17 protein-coding genes are annotated in these 14526 nt (G+C 63.3%); 7 read left to right on the top strand and 10 right to left on the bottom strand.

What is annotated here, in order from left to right; genetic code table 11:
- Nucleotides 1–243 precede the first annotated feature (243 nt).
- Nucleotides 244–1536 (bottom strand): S8 family peptidase, encoded by a 1293-nt coding sequence (locus BLR35_RS14285; RefSeq protein WP_090383320.1) that lies wholly within the window; start codon nt 1534–1536, stop codon nt 244–246.
- A 189-nt stretch (nt 1537–1725) separates the two neighbouring features.
- Here BLR35_RS14285 and BLR35_RS14280 point away from each other — a divergent pair, with 189 nt between their 5' ends.
- On the top strand, nt 1726–2526 hold the full coding sequence (locus BLR35_RS14280) for a hypothetical protein (protein WP_090383317.1): 801 nt from the start codon (nt 1726–1728) through the stop codon (nt 2524–2526).
- 22 nt (nt 2527–2548) lie between these two features.
- Here BLR35_RS14280 and BLR35_RS14275 read toward each other — a convergent pair whose 3' ends face one another.
- The 3 genes from BLR35_RS14275 to BLR35_RS14265 form a co-directional block, all read right to left on the bottom strand.
- Nucleotides 2549–2800, bottom strand: a complete 252-nt coding sequence (locus BLR35_RS14275) for a DUF7127 family protein (RefSeq protein ID WP_090383315.1) — start codon at nt 2798–2800, stop codon at nt 2549–2551.
- Between the two features lie 139 nt (nt 2801–2939).
- The gene (locus BLR35_RS14270) at nt 2940–3428 is read right to left on the bottom strand and encodes a PIN domain-containing protein (protein WP_090383312.1); all 489 of its coding nucleotides are present in this window, start codon (nt 3426–3428) and stop codon (nt 2940–2942) included.
- On the bottom strand, nt 3428–3721 hold the full coding sequence (locus BLR35_RS14265) for a UPF0175 family protein (protein WP_090383310.1): 294 nt from the start codon (nt 3719–3721) through the stop codon (nt 3428–3430). Before BLR35_RS14265 ends, BLR35_RS14270 begins: the two co-directional genes overlap by 1 nt.
- A 146-nt stretch (nt 3722–3867) precedes the next feature.
- Here BLR35_RS14265 and BLR35_RS14260 point away from each other — a divergent pair, with 146 nt between their 5' ends.
- Nucleotides 3868–4644: a 23S rRNA (uridine(2552)-2'-O)-methyltransferase gene (locus tag BLR35_RS14260; protein ID WP_090383308.1), complete on the top strand. Its 777-nt coding sequence runs from the start codon at nt 3868–3870 to the stop codon at nt 4642–4644.
- Between the two features lie 60 nt (nt 4645–4704).
- Here BLR35_RS14260 and BLR35_RS14255 read toward each other — a convergent pair whose 3' ends face one another.
- The 3 genes from BLR35_RS14255 to BLR35_RS14245 form a co-directional block, all read right to left on the bottom strand.
- The gene (locus BLR35_RS14255) at nt 4705–4881 is read right to left on the bottom strand and encodes a ribbon-helix-helix domain-containing protein (protein WP_090383305.1); all 177 of its coding nucleotides are present in this window, start codon (nt 4879–4881) and stop codon (nt 4705–4707) included.
- A 70-nt stretch (nt 4882–4951) separates the two neighbouring features.
- Nucleotides 4952–5380 (bottom strand): hypothetical protein, encoded by a 429-nt coding sequence (locus BLR35_RS14250; protein WP_090383303.1) that lies wholly within the window; start codon nt 5378–5380, stop codon nt 4952–4954.
- 66 nt (nt 5381–5446) lie between these two features.
- A complete protein-coding gene (locus tag BLR35_RS14245; RefSeq protein WP_090383300.1) occupies nt 5447–7783 on the bottom strand; it encodes a twin-arginine translocase subunit TatC in 2337 nt (778 codons plus the stop codon).
- Between the two features lie 142 nt (nt 7784–7925).
- Here BLR35_RS14245 and tatC point away from each other — a divergent pair, with 142 nt between their 5' ends.
- Both tatC and BLR35_RS14235 read left to right on the top strand, forming a co-directional pair.
- Nucleotides 7926–8951: a twin-arginine translocase subunit TatC gene (gene tatC / locus BLR35_RS14240; protein WP_090383298.1), complete on the top strand. Its 1026-nt coding sequence runs from the start codon at nt 7926–7928 to the stop codon at nt 8949–8951.
- 60 nt (nt 8952–9011) lie between these two features.
- The gene (locus BLR35_RS14235) at nt 9012–9458 is read left to right on the top strand and encodes a hypothetical protein (RefSeq protein WP_090383295.1); all 447 of its coding nucleotides are present in this window, start codon (nt 9012–9014) and stop codon (nt 9456–9458) included.
- 38 nt (nt 9459–9496) lie between these two features.
- On the opposite strand, the gene BLR35_RS14230 is transcribed toward BLR35_RS14235, so the two are convergent.
- Nucleotides 9497–9853, bottom strand: a complete 357-nt coding sequence (locus tag BLR35_RS14230) for a hypothetical protein (RefSeq protein ID WP_090383293.1) — start codon at nt 9851–9853, stop codon at nt 9497–9499.
- 299 nt (nt 9854–10152) lie between these two features.
- Here BLR35_RS14230 and BLR35_RS14225 point away from each other — a divergent pair, with 299 nt between their 5' ends.
- The 3 genes from BLR35_RS14225 (at nt 10153) to BLR35_RS14215 (ending at nt 13422) form a co-directional block, all read left to right on the top strand.
- Nucleotides 10153–10722: a DUF6789 family protein gene (locus tag BLR35_RS14225; RefSeq protein WP_394328367.1), complete on the top strand. Its 570-nt coding sequence runs from the start codon at nt 10153–10155 to the stop codon at nt 10720–10722.
- Between the two features lie 128 nt (nt 10723–10850).
- On the top strand, nt 10851–11762 hold the full coding sequence (locus tag BLR35_RS14220) for an ABC transporter permease (RefSeq protein ID WP_090383288.1): 912 nt from the start codon (nt 10851–10853) through the stop codon (nt 11760–11762).
- A gap of 151 nt (nt 11763–11913) precedes the next feature.
- Complete coding sequence (locus BLR35_RS14215; protein WP_090383283.1) at nt 11914–13422, top strand: amidase; 1509 nt, start codon at nt 11914–11916, stop codon at nt 13420–13422.
- Between the two features lie 3 nt (nt 13423–13425).
- Here BLR35_RS14215 and BLR35_RS14210 read toward each other — a convergent pair whose 3' ends face one another.
- Together BLR35_RS14210 and BLR35_RS14205 are read right to left on the bottom strand one after the other, a co-directional pair.
- The gene (locus tag BLR35_RS14210; protein ID WP_090383281.1) at nt 13426–14154 is read right to left on the bottom strand and encodes a Yip1 family protein; all 729 of its coding nucleotides are present in this window, start codon (nt 14152–14154) and stop codon (nt 13426–13428) included.
- Between the two features lie 69 nt (nt 14155–14223).
- A complete protein-coding gene (locus BLR35_RS14205; protein ID WP_090383279.1) occupies nt 14224–14454 on the bottom strand; it encodes a hypothetical protein in 231 nt (76 codons plus the stop codon).
- Nucleotides 14455–14526: the final 72 nt, after the last annotated feature.

Raw genomic sequence — 14526 nt, 5'->3', positions numbered from 1 at the left:
CGGACGGTCGACATAAAAAGCCACCCTTTACGCGCGGGCGGTGAGGGGTAGGGAGAGGGTAGCAGGTCGGTTTCGGCCGCGTCGAATCAGTACTCCTCGCGAAGTCGGATCTCCTCGTCGGTGATCTCTCCGATCGCGTCGTTGCGAAGGTGGGTATTTGCTCTGGGCGTCTCAGGCGGACCTGACGACGGAACCCAAAAAACGCGAGTTTGCGTTCGGACCGCGACCTGCGTCCGGCGACTGCTATCGGAGCCGTTCGACCGTCTCGAGTGCGTTGATCCGACCGGCACCGAACTCGGGGTCGCTCTCCCCCTCGACGAGATCGGCACCGTGTTTGATCGCCCGCTCGTCCTGGTTCGGGTGCTGGTCCGGAGCGAGTTCGGCGACGAGCGCCGTGAGGCCGGCGACCTGCGGCGACGCCATCGAGGTTCCGGACAGGTTCGCGTACTCCGCGCCGGGAAGCGCCTCGTTGTCCGGATCGAGCGTCGACAGGACGTTCGCGCCCGGCGCACCGACGTCGACGTGCGGGACGCCGTAGTTCGAGAACGATGCCAGTTCGTCTTCGGCGGTCGTCGCGCTCACGCTGATCGAGTGTTGCAGGCTGCCCCATAGCTGGAACCAACGCGCACAGACCTCCTCTTCTTCGCCGTCCTCGTTCTCGACGGTCCGACACTCGTTGCCTCGCTGGATGTTCGTCGCCTCGTTGCCCGCGGCGACGACGACAGTCGTCCCGCGCTGGACGACGCTTCGCAGCATCTGTTCGCGGGCGACGCGGAACCCGTCGCGGGCAGCGTCGGCGTTTTCCCAGGCCGGGTACGGTGGGCTCCCGATGCTCATGTTGACGACATCGAGTCCGTTCTCGGCGGCGTACTCGAGTGCGAGGAAGGTGTCGCTGACGCTCGCGAGCAGCGGTCCTTCCGAGGGGAACACGCGAAGTGAGACGAGTTCGGTTTCGGGTGCGATGCCGGCGACGTACTCCTCGCCGGTCGCACCGGCGATGCCGGCGACGTGGGTGCCGTGGTAGTGGACGTCGTCGGCGTCGTCCAGTTCCTCGCCGTCGACGAACGCACGGCTGAGATCGGTGTTCAGGTTCCCGAGATCGGGATGGCCGTACGCGACCCCAGTGTCGATAATTCCGACCTGCGTTCCCTCGCCGGTCGCGTACTCGTTGGCCGCGAACGAATCGACGAGTTCGTTGTCCCACTGGTCGGCCTCGGATCCGGACTCGTCGTCGGCCGGGCCGAGATCCGGCACGTCGACCGAGTACGAGAGGTCCGGTGTCACGCCCTGTACGCCGTCGATTGATCGAAGCTCCTCGCTGCTCCCTTCCGGTCCCTCGACGAGATAGACGTTCGCGTCCGAAAACTCCGTATGGACGGTAAACTCCGACGTCTCGAGTCGGTTCCGGTCGTTGTCCCCAGTCACCAGATATCGGTCCCTGTCGGCACCGCTTACCGTTCCGACGCAGGCGATTCCGACGCCTGCAGCACCGATCGTCTTCAGCACGCTCCGTCGAGAAGTGGTATCGTGGCGCATTACAACGGGATGAAATCACATACCACAATATTAATCTTCGCCTGAAAGTCACTGGAAAAACAATATCTGTTTACATTTCGAGCGAATCGATCGGCCGGAAGGTGGCGGCTCCGGACGGTTTCGAACGGGAACGGAAACCCGGGCTTTGCAGGCACGGAGCGCTTCCCGGCGACGACGCTACGCCGGGATATGACGACTTTCTCCCCCGACGACGTGGACAAGACCGTCGAGAGCGCGGCCGGCGACCCCCTCGGCGCCGTCGTCGACGTCGATGACGAAACCGCGTACGTCGAACCCGATCCGGGCGTCACCGACTCGCTCAAGGCCACCCTCGACTGGGAGGGCAGCGGAGAGGCCATCCCGCTGGCCGACGACGCCGTCCGGAAGATCACCGACGACGCGATCCGACTCGAGGCCGAGTTCCCCGAGGAGAGTCTCGATACGGGAGACGAAGGCGAGAGAAGCGAGGAACGCGACGGCGAGCCAGCCAGCCACTCACCGGGCGAACCGGTAGAGACGACCGTCACGGAGACTGAGACCGGCGTCGATCCCTCGGAAAGCGACGTCGGAACGGGCGGATTCGACGAGTCGGAACCGATGATGGCGGACGACGAATTTTACGACGACCCGGCCGAGGGCGCTCGCGTGGACCCGTCGGACCGGATAGAGGAACGGGACGAACCCATCGACGTGGACCGAGAAGAGATCGAGAGCGAGGCGAGCCAGGAACTCGAGGTCGATCCGACGGAACTGACCGAACAGGAGCCCGAATCCGAGATCACACCCGCGGAGGACGTCGGTAATCGAACGACGTCGGACGCGAGCAGCACTCGAGCCGACGAGAAGGCGGACGAAGAGACGGGAGAGACGACGGAGGACGCGGGAAGTATTGATTCCGAGATGCCGGCAGCGTCCGAACGCGAACAGGAACTCGACGAGGCGTCGGAGACCGAGGGCAGCGAGGATCACGAACTCGACGAAGGTCGATAACGGCCTCGAGACGGCGACCCGTCTACTGCTCTTTTCGAATCGTCAGAATCCCGTCGTTGGCCGTGACGTCGGTCGCGTCTCCAGGGATATCGAACTCGAACTGGTCGTCGCCGGCGACGACGATCGCCGTCTCGTCGACCACGTCGAGCGATATCTCTCCGACGTCCCGGCCGAAGTCGACGGCGATGACCTGTTCTTCGTCGTACTCGCGGTTCGTGACCGTTATGTCCGTTCGATCGCCGGCCGCGTCCTCGAGTTCGGGTGGCGTTTCCATGCTTGGTTGGTCGCGGGCACTGTCCGTAAGGGGTGTGCACGAAATTGCCGCCCGTCGAGTTCGTCCGATCGCTGGCCCGATTTCGGTAGGGACGCTATCGTGGTGGATGGGTCCACCACTTCAGTTACAGCAGTACGTATCAATCTCCCAATTCTCGGAGCTTCTTTTGCACCTGCGTGTAGACTTTCGGGTGCAGGTTCATTCCCTCGTTCACGAGGTCGTACAGGACGTCGGTTGCTTCATCGGCCGTCACGTCTCCTTCTTTCGTACAACTGAGCAACAGCGTCGTCACCCACCAGCACTCGACGGCGTGACTCCGGGCAACCTCGATCAACCCTTTGTCGTTAGCGAGAAGAATCTCCTCGTCAGCGTCTGCCAGCAGAATCACCGACGCGTCGGCCACCGCAATCCCTTCCATCGACGCCACTTCGTCGGCTGCGTCCGGCGTTTCGTGAACGGCTACGTCCGCCAGAAACTCCTCGAGCGTCGCGGTCCCACGCTTCCCCTCGGTGAGAACTTCCTCCCGAACGTCTTCTGTCGTCCGAATATCGTCGAAGACGACCGAGACGAGGTCGAGTCGTCCGACCCACGCGAGCGGAATCAGCGCGGAAGAATCGACGACGACCATTAGATGCGATCGAGATCGCGTTCGAGGTCGTCCGTCGTGTACCCGACGTCGATCCCTTCTTCGGAGGCGAGAGTCAACATCTCGACGTACGGGACGTCCGCCAGCTCTGCTGCCTTCCGTAGCGTGATGCGGTCATCACGAAGCTGGTCGAGTGCCTGCTCCGTCCGCCAGTCGGAGAGACCCTGTCGGATCAGGCGTCGAAGCACCTCCGACCGATCGGCGCTCATCGCTTCCTCGAGTTCGGCGAGGGCCTCCTCGTCGTCCTCCGGGATGCGTGTGGTGACCGTTTTCATCGTTACGATTCATTACGTTACGATACGCAATAGATGTAACGGGGAGTGGTCCTCCGCCAATAACCGAAGGCTAGTTCGATATCGTCTCGTACGAGTCGCGACACCTAACCGTCTCGATCCCCTACGACAGTTAACTGACGAATTCGATGGCCCGAAAAGACCACTACTACAACAAGGCGAAACAGGAAGGCTACCGCAGCAGAGCCGCGTACAAACTCAAACAGCTCGACGAACTCGAGAACGTGATCGACCGTGGCGATACGGTCGTCGACCTCGGCGCAGCACCGGGCGGATGGCTGCAGGTCGCCGCCGAGAGGGTCGGTCCCGACGGGCAGGTCATCGGCGTCGACCTCCAGCGGATCAAATCGCTCGAGGATCACGACAACGTCGAGACGGTCCGTGGCGACATGACCGAAGAGCGAACGCGAGAGCGAGTCGTCGACGCCGCCGGCGGCAAAGTCGATGCAGTCGTCTCGGACATGGCTCCCAACATGTCCGGCGAGTACTCGCTCGATCAGGCCCGATCGCTGCACCTCGCTCGACAGGCGTTCGAAACGGCCCTCGAGTTGCTCGATACCGACGGCGACTTCGTCGTGAAGATCTTCGAGGGGCCCGACGTCGACGACTTCCGTGCCGACGTCGAGGAGGAGTTCCAGTACGTCCGCGCGACGAGTCCGAAGGCCTCCCGCGACGAGTCCTCCGAGATCTACTTCATCGGAAAGGGACGGCTCACTGCACCAGTCCGGCCGGGCGACGAACTCGAGGTCGAGATCGAAGACGTCGGCAACGAAGGTGACGGTATCGCCTCCGTCGAGGGCTATCGCCTCTTCGTCCCGTCGACGGAGGAAGGCGACGTCCTCACCGTCCGAGTCGACGACGTGAAGCCGAACTTCGGGTTCGCACAGCCGCTCGAGCGCGACTGATACGGATCACCCACAGTGAGGCCGCCATCGACCGGACGACGACGTTCGATATCCGTCTCCCTACTCTTCGGTCTCGAGTCGGTCGTGTCGCTCGTCGATCTCGTCTAAAATGTCGAGTGTTTTCCGGATCGACGCGCGGATCGCGTCGCTGCGGTTGACGAACTTCCCGTCGTCGCCGACGTGATCGTCGAGGTCCTCGAGCAGTTCTTCCGGAATTTCGACGCTGATCTTTGGCATCTGGCTTGCTGTTTCGTCGGGTTCCCCTTAACTCTGGCACTGGCCGCCGATCGATTCGCCGGGATTTGGCTCAGGACTTCTCGTCGACGATATCTTCGTCGAGAGCCGGTGAGTCCGAGAGCAGGTCCCGAGCGTGCTCTTCGTTCTCGCCGTTGACGGCGAACGTGAACACGCCGTGCTGGAGGCTGAGGTCCCAGTTACCGTACTCGTCGTCGGCGATTCGCCCTGCGACCTCCTCGTCGTCGAATCGCATGATCACCATCGTGTAGCGATGCTCGCCGTCGGGACCGTCCCATCGGCCCATGATGCCGTCGTTCGCCCCGATACTCGCTTCGTCCTGTGTGATCTCTTCGTCGAGCGGCCAGTCCTCGCTGTTCGTCAGGAGTTCGCTGGTGGACGTGTCCGGATCGGGGACGTCCTCGTCCGGTGGCTCCTCACAGCCAGCGAGCGGTGTTGCGAGCGCTACGGCACCAGTGGCGATGAGCGTTCGTCTCCGCATATGTGAGCGTTTAGACAACACCGGAAAAACGCTACTGGCCAACTGACGCCGCGGGCACCACGGTCGTTATCGACCGAGCAGTCCAGTCTCGAGGTCGGGTCCGCCACCTTCGCCGCCGAACAGTCGTCCGCCGCCGGTCAGCAGGTAGAGGACGCCGAGTCCGAGCACGTAGGTCAGGGCGATCGGGATCGCAAAGAGCAACATCGTGAGGATTCCCTTCGGGCTGGCGATCGCAGCGATCGCGAAGATACCGACGACGACAGGCCGCCAGCCGCGAAGCATCGTCCGGTAGCTGACGATGCCGCCGACGTGGAACAGCGCCATCGTAACGATGATGTTGAAGAGGAAGCCGATGCCGACGGTCGTGAAGATCACCAGCCAGAAGAAGCTGCTGATCCGGTAGGAGACGACCATCTGGTTGGTGATCGCGTCCGAGACCAGATAGGAGATGACCGCGGGTGCGATCCAGAAGAACCCGAGGTAGGTACCGGCGGCGAACCCACCCAGCAGCGAGCCACCCCAGACGATGAAGATGCGTCGGTCGCCGTACACCATGCCGCGCTCTTTCAGTGCGGGCCAGGCGTAGTACAGGATCAGCGGAAGGACCGCGATGACCGAGGCGATCACGCTCACCTTCACGTTGAAGATCAGCACCTCGACGGGATGTAGGGCGATGACGATGTCCATCTGCATGATGAGTTCGTCCAGTGGCATCCCGCTCGGATCGACGCCGTTGCGGACGGCGACCTCCTGGAGGATCGCTTCCGGAACTTGACCGAGGAATGTCGTCAGGACCTGCCGGAGTCCGCCCTGGTAGAGCCAGAAGAAAGTCCCGCCCATGACCACCATCAGGAGGCCGACGATCCGGAACATCTTCGACGTGAGGCTGTTGAAGACGAACGCGATGTCGTAGGCGTAGCCACCGATGTCGTCTTCGGTCGTCTCCTCCTCGGTAAACGGATCGAGCATGCCGGCGGCAGTACTCGAGAAGACACCGCCACTCTCTTCCGCTTCGTCGGCGGCACTCACGGCGCTCTTGCTGGTGCTTTCGGTACCCGACGCGTCTCCCTCGGCGGCTTCCTTTTCTGCCTTCTCGAGCGAGTCGAACCGGTTCAGGATCGCCTCGGCTTTCTCCCGGTTGTCGTCGTACATCGCTTTCCGGGAGTACTCGAGGGCGTCGTCTTCGGACATCGCGAGGAAGACCTGTGCCGGGACGTCCTCGATGTCCTCGGCTGCGAGGGTCTCGAAGTCGACGTCTTCGGGGTCGTCGGCGTTTCGGATGTCGCCTTCGCGCGGGTAGATCGGCCCCTGGAGTACTTTCAGCGTGTACGCCAGGAGAACGAGGAAGCCGACGAGGACGGCGGCGGTCAGGCCGACTGCGACCTCACCCAGCAGGCCGTACTCGAGGGCGAGCGACTCGAGACCGGCGGGGTCGTCACCAGAGGGCTGGAGGTAATCCGGAAGTGCCGGGTAGACGTGCTCCCGGAGGTAGTCGAATGCGCCCTGGTTGACGGCGGCGGCGGTGGCGGTGGCGACGATCGCCAGCGCCCCGAGGAATTTCAGGACGAGTCGCTTGATGTGTTCGGTCCCGGAGCCGGGTGCTTCGGCCGCACCGCGGCGACGCGTGTTCGAGACGACCTTCGCGAGACCGAGACTGAAGACGTAGAGGACGACCATCGGCATCGCCCACATGATCAGGGTGAAGGGGTCCGGCGGGGAGAACAGGGCACCGAAGACGGTGACGCCGACGATTGCGTGGCGCCACTTGTCCCGGAACGTCTCGTAGGGGACGATCTCGGTGTACGAGAGGACGCCCATAAAGAGCGGGAGCTGGGCGGCGAGCCCGAACGATAGCGTCAGCAGCGCCATGAACTCGGTGAACTCGGTGATCCCGAAACTGGGTTTGACGCCGGTGTGGACGGCGTTGCTCGCGAGGAAGTCGAACGCGTACGGGAAGAAGATGCCGTAGGCGTAGACGACGCCGCCCCAGAACAGGGCGAACGAACTCACGACGAAACCGGCGATGTAGAGCCGCGAGATCGGAACGACGCTGTCGTAGCCGCGTTCCTTGAGCTTCTCCCGGGCGAAGTAGAGCAAGGCGGGAATCGCGACGAGGACCCCGACCAGCATCCCGATCTTCGCCTGTAACAGGATCACCTCGAACGGCGTCCGGGTAATGATGTCCGTCGAACCGGCGACGAACTGACTCATCTCGGCTTTAGCGGTCTCCTCCAGGAAGTCCCAGATGTAGACCCGCAGGGCCCAGAACGCGCCCATGAAGCCGACGACGAAGACAATAAATACCTTCTGAAGATGCGTCTGAGCGCTCGAGAGCATCGCACCGAGGGTTTCGCGTCCGGAGTTGATTGCCTGGACGGTGTCCTCGTCGACGGCAGAACTCATTTGCTGGGTTTGGCTAACTTACATCCGGTTATCAACCTTTCGAGTGGGTGTCGATTTCTGGCCGGGATTTCCGGCGGCTCGGTTTCGGTCGGTGGACGTAAGAAAAAGGCCTATAACTGGCGGCCTATCTATATCTCGATAGATGGCGGACGAGCCGGGAGACGACGAAGCGGTTCGGGAGTCCGAGGAGTCGCGACTTCGCCCGTCCGACGAGTCAGACGCCGACGCGGACTCGAACGCCGACGACGACCTCGAGTCCGAACCGGAGTCAGCGCCCGAATCGGACACTACGACCGACGACGAGTCCGTCGATACGGCGGACGATCCTCCAGTCGAAACCGACGGAGAGGGAGCCGTCGGCGACCGACACGAACCGGGGGCCGGTCCGGAGGAGTATCCGGACTATCCCGATCCCGACGACGACGTCGGCGGTATCTCGACGCCGCCGGACGACGAGGAGATGCCGCTGGCCGATCACATCGAAGAGATGGTGCTCCGGCTCGCGGTCGTCCTCCTGTTCGGCGCGGCCGGGACCGCGATCGGCCTGCTCTGGGCGTCACAGGCGATCGAGCACATCTGGTTCAACATCTTCCCCTACGACATCGAGCAGGTGCCGCCGCCGCACGTCTACCACCCGCTCGAGCTGTGGTTGACCCGGATCAAGGTCTCGGCACTGCTTGGGATCATGGTCGCGTTGCCGGCGTTCGTCTACGAGTGTTACCTGTTCATGAAACCGGGGCTGTACCCCAACGAACGCAAGTACTACCTCGCGGCGGTTCCGACGAGCGTCGTGCTCGCGGCCGTGGGAATGCTGTTTTCCTACGTGCTCGTGCTCCCGATCCTCTTCGAGTACTTCACCTTCTACGCGGAGGGAAGTGCGGACATCGCCTACGCTCTCGGCGATACGTTCGACCTGATCATCACGTTGATCGGCTTCCTCGCGATCGTCTTCCAGATTCCGCTCTTTATTATGCTCGCGATCATGATGGGCGTGACGACCAGACGCTGGCTCGCCCAGAAGCGACTCTACTTCTGGGCCGCCTTCGCCGGGCTTGCCTTCATGTTCACCATGGACCCGACGATGATGGCACCCGTCCTCGTGGCTATCACGATGATCCTGCTGTTCGAGGGAACGCTGGCGATCCTGAAGTGGGTCGGGCGGGAGTGAGCGGCCAGGTAATTTAAGCGGCGACGAAACAGTGGCTCGAACGAGCGACCACTGGTTTCTATGAAACTGTGTGAGTCCTGTGGAACGGAGTTCGACGGCGACCAAACGCAGTGTCCCGACTGTAACACCCGACTGACCTCCTTCAGTGAGATCGACTCCTATCGCACCTATCTTCAGCTTCGAGAGCAGGCTCGAGACGAACCGAAATCGGTCGACCAGTCCGACGATGGATCGATATTCCTGTTTTCGGTGGCGGGCGGTCTCGGACTGCTCTCGTCTCCGAGTCTCTTGGACCTGCTCTCGTACGGCGTCGTCCTGGCGGTCGTCGGCTACGGTCTCGCCGGAATCGGTGCGAGCTACTGGCTCGGCGGTGTCGTAGTCGTCGGTTCTGCCGTCTGTCTCACCCCACAGTTCAGGCGCAGGATCGACTCGAACCTCGCCGGTATCGTGCTCTTTCTGGTACTGTTCCTGATCGGCCGATCCTCGCCATCGACGTGGCTGTCCTGACCTGATCGGCACGACCGTTCTTCGAACTGGATGCGGCGTTACTGGTGATCCCGCGTCCGCTCGCTTGCGTACTCGAGTGCGTCCTCGAGCGATCCCGGTCCGTCGTAGCGTGCCGAAAAGAGGTCCATGAACCTGCGGGCGATCCGTTCGCAGCGATCGAAGGTCAGGACCGTCCTGACCTGTGTCGTCTCCGCGAACTCGAGGCCGGGATAGCTCGTCGTGGTCAGTGCGTAGCCGGGGTGATCGTCGCCGTCGAGCGACGCCGGAGCGACTTTCACCCGGAGATCGCCCGACTCGTGGCGGTAGGTACAGTACTCCATCTCCCGGTCGCTGTCGGCTGGCGTGTAGCTCCGGCGGGTTTTTTCGGTCCAGTCCGTCGGCAGGGCGGCGTCCATCGGCCACTGGTACTCCCACCACCAGTACGTCCGTATCGGATTGTGCAATATCTCCGTGGTGGGGCGGTCGTTCTTCCACATTATTTGGTTTCACGGGGTTGTATGGGCTCCCATACTGGATATAGTCCGATAAATGCAGTATTATTTTTGCTTTCGAAGGCCGCTCGAGCAACCCCGTTTCGAGTCGACGAACGATCGCACTTTCGTAACACTCGAACTGCAGTCACCAGCGTGCCCGTCCGTTAAGGCCGACGCCGTGGTATCCACGACCTCGAGAATCCATGTCCACATCGCTTTCTGTGTCCGTTCCTGACCGGTTACGACAGCTTCGACCCGCCGGCGACCCCGACGATCGAACCGAAGAGACCGACGAACGATCCCGACTCGAGCACGCGGCCTACGCTTCGGCTCGCGGGCTCCAGGCGGGGTTCGTCGCGACGCTGATTATGACGGCGTTTCGGCTCCCGATCCTGCGGTCGCTGCCGCCGTCGGCAAACTTCTGGGCGCAGTACGTCTCCGGTGACGATCCCGAGGAGCATCCGGTCGCCGGCCTCGTCTTGCACTTCGTCTACGGGATGCAGGCCGGAGCCGTCTTCGGTGGGCTGTTCGCGTTGCAAGACGCCGAGCGATCCATCGAACCCGAACAGCGTGGGCTCGTCTGGGGATCGGTGTACGGGATGGCGCTGTCGGCGTTCGGCTCGCAGATCATGCTCCGCGAATTGCTCGACATTCGACTCGAGAACGACGAACTGGCGCTGTTTCACGCCGGTCATCTCGTCTACGGGATCGCACTCGGGGCCTGGGTCGGCTCGCGGACGGAAGGCGTCGAAGATCCAGAGACGGAGTACGAGTACAGTGACGGGAACTGACTGACCGTCAGTGTTCGACTCGCTCTAGTACGAGAGCCGTTCCTGTTACTAGCGCTTAACAGCGGTATTACGGATCCCCCGCCTCGAACATAACAACCTGTTTACTGCGCCAGCGGTCTCGAGCACGTATGGAACTCGGCGTCGTCGTCGGTGTGATCGTCATCGGGTTTGTCCACGGCGTGTTGCCGGATCATGGCTGGCCGATCGCGGCGATGTACGCGCTGAACCGGAATCGGCGGCTGCTGTACGGCCTGCTTGCGGCGCTGATCCTCGGTGTCGGGCATCTGATAAGCAGCGTCGTCCTCGTGCTCGCGTACTTCTGGTTCAGCGCGTTCGCCGAGTTCGCGGAGGGGCCGTGGATGCGGTACGTCGCGGGTGCGCTGTTGATTTTGCTCGGCATTCACGAGTACCGGAACGGGGGTCACGGACACGTTCACGAGCACGACGATCACGAACACGGCCACGACGGTCACGGACACGCCGGTCACGAACACGGCCACGACGGTCACGGACACGCCGGTCACGAACACGGCCACGACGGTCACGGACACGCCGGTCACGAACACGGCCACGACAGTCACGGACACTCCGGTCACGAACACACCGATCACAGCCACGAACACGGCCACCCCAATGATGCCGACGTCCACCACGGACACGACCACTCCGACGACGGCGAAGACGGTCTCCTCGAGCGGATCCGCGCTTTCCTCCCCGGCGGCGGTGGGCACCAGCACCTGAGCGAGGAACACGCCGAACGCGGACTGGCCGCACTCGGAACGACGGCACTCCTGCTCGGCTTTGCCCACGAGGAACCGATCCAGATCCTGGCGATCTGTGTCGGAACGGAGGCCTGTCTCGAGTTGATGTTGATCTACTCGCTGGCGGTGATCGTCGCGATCGTGCTCCCGACGCTGCTTTTGATCGCGGGCTACGAACACCACCGCGAGCGGGTCGAGAAACTCACGCCGTACCTGCCGACGATCACGGCTGTCGTCCTGATTGCGATGGGACTCGCCTTCATCGTGGGACTCGTCTGATCGTCCGTTCCTCGTTCGAGTCCAGGGATTGCGTCGGGATCGACGACCTGCTCTGACTGCCGACCTCGTCTCCACGAGCGACATTCGTCTGCGAGGAACAGTCACGATCCCGTCGAATAGCGACTTTTCCCGCCGTCGTGACTGTCCGGACATGCCGATTCGACCGCCGACGAAGAACGACCTTCGCGAACTCGGGAGCGATCTATACCTCGAGTTGACCGACGAGGAACTCGAGTTCTTTCGGGAGATGGCCGAGCAGCGACTCGCGGCCTACGAGACGGTCCGTTCGTACGACCCGGAGCCGCGACTCGCCGGCCGCGAGCGTCGCGAACGGACGGCAGGCAGGCGGCCGCCGGACGAGGAGGACCCTCACAACGCCTGGGTGACCCGCTGTCACGTCGCTGGCGACGACGACGGTCTTCTCGCCGATCTGGACGTCGCGATCAAGGACAACGTCTGCGTTGCAGGCGTCGAACTCACCTGTGGTTCCCAGGTCGTCGAGGGGTACGTCCCCGACGTCGACGCGACGGTCGTCACGCGGCTGCTCGAGGCCGGCGCGACGGTTGTCGGGAAGACGAACATGGACGACATGGCTATCACCCGCACGGGCCACAGCACCTTCGGCGTGATCACCAACCCCCGCGACGACGACTACCTCGCGGGCGGGTCCAGCGGCGGCAGCGCGGTCGTCGTCGCGACCGGTGAAGCCGACGCCGCGATCGGCTCAGATCAGGGTGGAAGCGTCCGCATCCCCGCTGCACTCTGTGGGATCGTCGGCCACAAACCGACGTACGGACTCGTCCCGTACACAGGGTGTATCGGCCTCGAGCACGCGATCGACCACCCGGGACCGATGGGACCGGACGTCGAGACCGTCGCCCGCGTCCTCTCGGCTATCGCGGGGAGCAACGAGCGAGATCTCCGCAAGCCGTCACCGGTCCCAGTCGAACAGTACCACGAGACTCTCGCAGGCGACGTCGACGACCTCTCTATCGGCGTTCTCGAGGAGGGATTCGACCGACCCGGAGCGGACGAGGGCGTGCTCGAACGGGTCCGGAGCGGACTCGAGGAACTCGAGGACGAGGGTGCTGTCCTCGAGACGGTCTCGGAGCCGATGCACCTGGACGCGGACGCCATTCACACCGTCTGTACGGCCGAAGGGCTCCTCGATGCGATGATCGGCGAAGGGCTGGGCCACGGCTGGAAGGCCTGGTACAACACCTCCTGGGTCGACGCGTTCGGAAAGTTCCGCCGAGCGCAGGCCGACGACTTCCCGCCACAGTTGAAACTCTCCTTGCTCGTAGGTGCCTACGCCAACGACGCCTACCACTCGCGGTACTACGCCGCGGGCATGAACCTCGCGGTCGAACTCACGGAGCGGTACGACGCGCTGCTCGAGGAGCACGACTTGCTTGCGATGCCGACGACGTTGCGGACCGCGCCGGAGCACGATTCCGACCGTGACCAGTACGACCGGATGCGGCAGGATCTGGTCGCGGCTAACACCGCACCGTTCAACCGAACCGGCCACCCCGCGATCAGCGTCCCGGTCGGTGAGGTCGACGGCCTCCCGGTCGGTCTCATGCTGGTGGGCTCGCGGTTCGACGACGCGACCGTGCTCGACGCGGCGTCCGCGCTCGAGGCGGCCGTGGCGAAGTGATCTCTACAGCGAGAAGACGAGCAGTAGCCCCAGCGGAACGCCCGTCGCGACCGCTGCCGCGGCTCTCGAGAGATCGGCATCGACCTCGAGGCCGCCGGTGAGCAGGTGCCACTGCCAGAGGGTGACGAGAAGCGTCGCGCCTACGAGAATCGGTTCGGCCGGCGCGAGTGCCGACTCGAGGACGGCGGGCGCGTTCTCGTGGTCGGTGATCGTCAGGTCGGAGAGAACGTACTGCAGGGTCGCAAGACCGACGAGGACCCTGACGAGTTCCGGCAGGGCCGCCCAGCCAGCGAGCGCGAACGTGCCCGAGAGCGACGGGTCTCCGTTCGCCAGTCGGGACACGCCGAAGAGGACGATTCCGCCGAGCACCCACATGAAAAACGGCGAGAGGAGCGCGTATCCGACGTAATCCGTCACCGCGTCCTGGACGAGTTCGCCGGCGTCGCGTTCGATCGTTTCGGGTTCGTCACAGCCGTCGACGGTCTCCATTGCCGCTCCGACTCCGTTACAGAACGGTTCCGGCGGACGGTCGGGGTTGTCGACCGTTACCGTCCCTTCGACGGCACCAGCGAGCATCGATCCGAGCAGAAAGACGGCGACGACGAGGACGATCGCCAGGACGACCACGAGTCCGATCGCTATCGGGAGCGTCTCGGCGGGGCGGTTCTCCTCGAAGAACGCCGAGGGGCGGACCAGCAAGTCGGGGAGGGACTGGCGGGCGGCGTCGAGCATACCCGACCATCAGACTGTCAGAATAAATACTTTGTTGACACGACGGTTAGCGGTCGCCGAATCGTCTCGTTACGCGGGCTGTGATCCCGAAGTCGACGAACGCCCGCTGCGGAGCAGTTTGACGACGCCCTGCGCGGCGAGTCCGACGACCGTCCACTTCCAGGCGAGGACGGCGACGCCGAGCAACAGGAGTGCGCGGGTCCGCTTGTTCCGATCGAACGCTCGTTTGGCTTCCTTGAGTACCGAGACGACCGTCAGCGACCGGGTCGCTCTCGAGCCGAGGAGTCGTTTGAGTGGCATATTCGTCCTTATCGCGGCGACGGGATAACGACGGACCCGGATCGCGCAAGGGGGCCGAAGTGTGGGGATAAG

The organism is Natronobacterium texcoconense (genome assembly GCF_900104065.1).
GTDB lineage: Archaea > Halobacteriota > Halobacteria > Halobacteriales > Natrialbaceae > Natronobacterium > Natronobacterium texcoconense.
The sequence above is the reverse complement of the archived record's forward strand: the minus strand, read 5'-3'. Positions and strand labels throughout refer to the sequence as shown.

What these genes read in the sequence shown, in the direction of transcription:
- BLR35_RS14285 (WP_090383320.1), bottom strand. Translation starts at nt 1,536, where the DNA reads ATGCGCCACGATACCACTTCTCGACGGAGCGTGCTGAAGACGATCGGT.
- BLR35_RS14280 (WP_090383317.1), top strand. Translation starts at nt 1,726, where the DNA reads ATGACGACTTTCTCCCCCGACGACGTGGACAAGACCGTCGAGAGCGCG.
- BLR35_RS14275 (WP_090383315.1), bottom strand. Translation starts at nt 2,800, where the DNA reads ATGGAAACGCCACCCGAACTCGAGGACGCGGCCGGCGATCGAACGGAC.
- BLR35_RS14270 (WP_090383312.1), bottom strand. Translation starts at nt 3,428, where the DNA reads ATGGTCGTCGTCGATTCTTCCGCGCTGATTCCGCTCGCGTGGGTCGGA.
- BLR35_RS14265 (WP_090383310.1), bottom strand. Translation starts at nt 3,721, where the DNA reads ATGAAAACGGTCACCACACGCATCCCGGAGGACGACGAGGAGGCCCTC.
- BLR35_RS14260 (WP_090383308.1), top strand. Translation starts at nt 3,868, where the DNA reads ATGGCCCGAAAAGACCACTACTACAACAAGGCGAAACAGGAAGGCTAC.
- BLR35_RS14255 (WP_090383305.1), bottom strand. Translation starts at nt 4,881, where the DNA reads ATGCCAAAGATCAGCGTCGAAATTCCGGAAGAACTGCTCGAGGACCTC.
- BLR35_RS14250 (WP_090383303.1), bottom strand. Translation starts at nt 5,380, where the DNA reads ATGCGGAGACGAACGCTCATCGCCACTGGTGCCGTAGCGCTCGCAACA.
- BLR35_RS14245 (WP_090383300.1), bottom strand. Translation starts at nt 7,783, where the DNA reads ATGAGTTCTGCCGTCGACGAGGACACCGTCCAGGCAATCAACTCCGGA.
- tatC (WP_090383298.1), top strand. Translation starts at nt 7,926, where the DNA reads ATGGCGGACGAGCCGGGAGACGACGAAGCGGTTCGGGAGTCCGAGGAG.
- BLR35_RS14235 (WP_090383295.1), top strand. Translation starts at nt 9,012, where the DNA reads ATGAAACTGTGTGAGTCCTGTGGAACGGAGTTCGACGGCGACCAAACG.
- BLR35_RS14230 (WP_090383293.1), bottom strand. Translation starts at nt 9,853, where the DNA reads ATGGACGCCGCCCTGCCGACGGACTGGACCGAAAAAACCCGCCGGAGC.
- BLR35_RS14220 (WP_090383288.1), top strand. Translation starts at nt 10,851, where the DNA reads ATGGAACTCGGCGTCGTCGTCGGTGTGATCGTCATCGGGTTTGTCCAC.
- BLR35_RS14215 (WP_090383283.1), top strand. Translation starts at nt 11,914, where the DNA reads ATGCCGATTCGACCGCCGACGAAGAACGACCTTCGCGAACTCGGGAGC.
- BLR35_RS14210 (WP_090383281.1), bottom strand. Translation starts at nt 14,154, where the DNA reads ATGCTCGACGCCGCCCGCCAGTCCCTCCCCGACTTGCTGGTCCGCCCC.
- BLR35_RS14205 (WP_090383279.1), bottom strand. Translation starts at nt 14,454, where the DNA reads ATGCCACTCAAACGACTCCTCGGCTCGAGAGCGACCCGGTCGCTGACG.